Origin of the sequence: Streptomyces sp. NPDC006283, assembly GCF_040613325.1 — a bacterium.
Classification (GTDB): Bacteria; Actinomycetota; Actinomycetes; order Streptomycetales; family Streptomycetaceae; genus Streptomyces.
Window position 1 is genome coordinate 1 of sequence record NZ_JBEXRZ010000379.1, and the last position, 3529, is coordinate 3529.

The 3529-nt window shown below is 67.6% G+C and carries 3 protein-coding genes and 1 pseudogene; 3 read left to right on the top strand and 1 reads right to left on the bottom strand.

The window, feature by feature from the left end:
• Window positions 1-217: 217 nt before the first annotated feature.
• From ABZ070_RS36195 to ABZ070_RS36205, 3 genes and pseudogenes are all read left to right on the top strand, one after another.
• Window positions 218-841 (top strand): IS5 family transposase, encoded by a 624-nt coding sequence (locus tag ABZ070_RS36195; protein WP_356640316.1) that lies wholly within the window; start codon window positions 218-220, stop codon window positions 839-841.
• Window positions 842-1004: 163 nt separating this feature from the next.
• Window positions 1005-2388 (top strand): annotated as a pseudogene (locus ABZ070_RS36200) (NF041680 family putative transposase); the annotation flags it as partial.
• 31 nt (window positions 2389-2419) lie between these two features.
• The gene (locus ABZ070_RS36205) at window positions 2420-2788 is read left to right on the top strand and encodes a DoxX family protein (RefSeq protein WP_356640320.1); all 369 of its coding nucleotides are present in this window, start codon (window positions 2420-2422) and stop codon (window positions 2786-2788) included.
• A 33-nt stretch (window positions 2789-2821) separates the two neighbouring features.
• Here ABZ070_RS36205 and ABZ070_RS36210 read toward each other — a convergent pair.
• Window positions 2822-3529, bottom strand: a 708-nt coding sequence (locus tag ABZ070_RS36210; protein ID WP_356640318.1) for an aconitase family protein, incomplete at its 5' end; no start/stop codon positions are given.

Consider the following 3529-nt stretch of genomic DNA (forward strand, 5'->3'; position numbering starts at 1 on the left):
GTCGACGGATGCCTCACCGCGACCGGCCTCACACTGACGACACCACGCTTACAACCTCAGTAACTGGCCGCTCGAGGCCAGGATGGTGACGCCGATCATGGCCGCCACAGCCACGAGTAGAACGGCCCAGCCGAGAAAGCTCGACTGACAGAGGTGTCGGGTACCGTCTGAGCTAGCGGAAGCGGAAGCGTCCGGGACTGCTTTCCGCCGCTGGGCCTTGGACAGCACGTTCGAGCGGATGCTCCGGGCCGCCAAGGCGAGGGCGGCGCGGCTGGTGACATCGACTGGCTCGTGTCGGTCGACTCCACCGTCGTCCGCGCCCACCAGCACGCCGCCGGGGCCCGAAAAGGGGGCTCCGCAGCCCGGCCCTCGGACGTTCCCAAGGTGGCCTGACCAGCAAGATTCACTTGGCCTGCGATGCCATCGGCCACCCGCTCGCCTTACCGTCACGAGCGGGAACACCAACGACTGCACCCAGTTCACCGCCGTGATGGAGGCGATACGGGTGCCCCGGCTCGGCCCGGGGCGGCCACGGGTCCGGCCCGCCCACGTGCTGGGCGACAAGGGCTACAGCTCCAGGGCCATCCGGACCTGGCTCAGACGGCGGGGCATCACCCACACCATCCCGGAGCGGGCCGACCAGATCCGCAACCGGCTCCGACGCGGCAGACGGGGCGGGCGCCCGCCGGCCTTCGACAAACAGCTCTACAAACGGCGCAACGTGATCGAACACTGCTTCAACCGCTTGAAGCAATGGCGCGGCATCGCCACCCGCTTCGACAAGACCACCGAGTCCTACCAGGCAGCCGTCACCCACGCATCGCTCCTGATACGGGCGTGACATTTGAAGACAACTCCTACTAGCTTGATTTTTGACCTTGCGGGGTCGAACGACTCCTCGTACTTGATCACTCAGACCGACAACTGCCGTAGGTTCAGGCGGCCTTCGGCTGAGTATGTGCTCCGACCAAGGAACACACACGCTCAGCACGAAGGCCGTGGGGATGAGTCTGTTGCACCATGCTGTCCGACAGGGTCCGTTTGCGGAACTGTCACGCTTCCGGGGTGAGTTCCATGCCTGCCTTGCGGCGTGCGGATGCATTGTTCGAGCTGGCGGACGCCGTGTTGTGTGCGGACGGCCCGGTCCGGTCGCTGGTGGAGTTGTCGCTGGTGGGTGAACACGGTCGTGGGCATGGTGGACTCTACGACGCCCTGGCTGCGGGCCAGCTGGACGTGGCCCGGCTGCGGGCGGCGGATGGACGGCTGGTCCTGGCCGCCGACATCACCTGCTGGCTGCGGCCCGACGCCCACACCTCACCGCAGCGGATCCTGTGCCATACTTATGGACGGGGCAAGGACCAGCACATTCCCGTTCCTGGCTGGCCATACTCGGTGATCTGCGCGCTGGAGACCGGCCGCAGTTCATGGACCGCGCCGCTGGACGCACTGCGTCTGGCACCGGGCGACGATGCCGCGACCGTCACTGCTCGGCAGATGCGTGAGCTCATCGAGCGCCTGATCGCAGCCGGCAGTGGCACGACGGCGACCTGGACGTCCTCGTCGTGGTGGACGCTGGTTACGACGTGCCCCGTCTGGCCTTCCTTCTACGGGATCTGCTGGTGCAGGTGCTGGGCCGGATGCGCTCGGACCGTGTCCTTCGCCGCGCGGTCCCGCCGCGGAAGCCCGGCACCCGTGGCCGTCCACCCCGTCACGGCAGCGAGTTCGTCTTCGGTGACCCCATCACCTGGAACACCCCCGACGCGGCAACGGCCACCGAGACCCGTCTCTACGGCACCGCCACGGCCTGGGCATGGAACCGCCTCCACCCGAGAATGACCCATCGCTCCGCCTGGACCGCCCAACTCGGCGCCCTGCCGGTGATCGAAGGCACCGTGATCCGCCTGCAGGTCGATCACCTGCCCAGCGGCGCGACACCAAAGCCGGTGTGGCTGTGGTGGTCGGGCACCGACGCCACCGGGACGGAAGTCGACCTGCTCTGGCAGGCCTCCTGCGGCGACGACATCGAGCACACATTCCGGCACTTCAAGCAGACGCTCGGGTGGACCTGCCCGAAGATCCGCAGCCCCGAGGCCGCCGACCGGTGGACCTGGCTGATCCTCGCCTCCTTCACCCAGCTCCGGCTGCCCGCCCGCTGGCGGCCGACCTGCGCCGGCCATGGGAGAAACCCAGCCCGCCCGACAGGCTCACTCCCACCCGAGTCCGCCGCGACTTCCGGCACCTCCGCCCCAAGGCCGCCTGCCCGCCGAAGCACCGAAATCCTCCCGGCCCGGCCCAGGACGCCCGCCGGGTCGCAATTACACCCGACCCACCCCACGCCACGACGTGCACACAGTTGGCAAACCGGACCCCGCAAAGCGACAGATACGAGGCAAGGCGTTCGAGGATTTCGTCTGCGGTCTTGGTCCAGACGTGGGGCTTCGGTTCGGTGTTCCAGGCGGCGATCCGGTTGCGGATGCTGGGGGCGGGCGCGCTGGGGCTACTGGCTGAGTTTATCGTGCCGGTACTGGGGGCGCTCGCCGCTGCCAGTCTCGTGCTGTACTTCATCGGCGCTCTCTGGGCCCATTTCCGAGTAGGCGACTATGCGTTGGGCCCCTGGTTCGTGTTCTTCTGCCTGCCCGCGGCCGCTCTGGCGGTGAACCTGGCCTATGCCGCGGCCACTGGTAAACCGGTTGCGTCGGGCGAGCTCCGGTCCTGCGGCGATGCTCCATCCCGATCCAGTAGGTCGAGGACTGAACGGCAACGAGTGGACGGCCCGGCCCCTCATTGATCACGCAACCGTTCTGAGGAACGAAGGTGGTTTTCAAGAATCCGCATCAGCACGGGCGCGGCCCGAGGGCGCCGTCGTTTCTCCTCGACATTCACGATCCTGGCGATCACCAACTGACTCCGGAACCGGTCGACAAACGCTGTCCTCGAAACCCCGACCTGCGATGCCCCAGACACGAGTAGGCGGCTCCCCAGGATCTCGTCCCGGCCGTGCCCGAGCACACTCGCTGGCACCGGCAGCCAATTCCACGGTGGTCGGGCCTTGCGCTCGTGTTCGAGTACACAGCGCACTACTTCGCACCGGGAGCCCCTGCCGCCCTTCTGGGATCGCTGTGGCGTTCCTTGCCGGGGACGGCGTCGTTTGGGGCGAGGTGGCTGGGGCGGGCGGAGTTTGCAGCTCTCGGCGAAGGCGGTCAGGGACGGCAGGGCGGTGCTGCCCAACGGATCTCGGAAAGCAGTCCGTTGGTGCCGGCCTCATCCTCCAGACGAAAGCGGCAGCCCCTGACAGGGCACGGGCCCAGGCAGGAACGTGGTGGGTCATGCAGCCCCGGCGGAGCCCATGGTCGTGAAGTGTGATGGTCGAGGCGTCCGGGGCCAGGTCGTGGACGTGCACGGTGTCGAGCTGGGTGGAAGCCTCGGTGAAGGATGAGCCGAACTCCGGCGACATGTTGCCGATGGTGGCGCGGTTGGCGAGGGAGGTGGCGGCGACGCCCTCACCGTAGAACTCGACGAACTTGCCGAC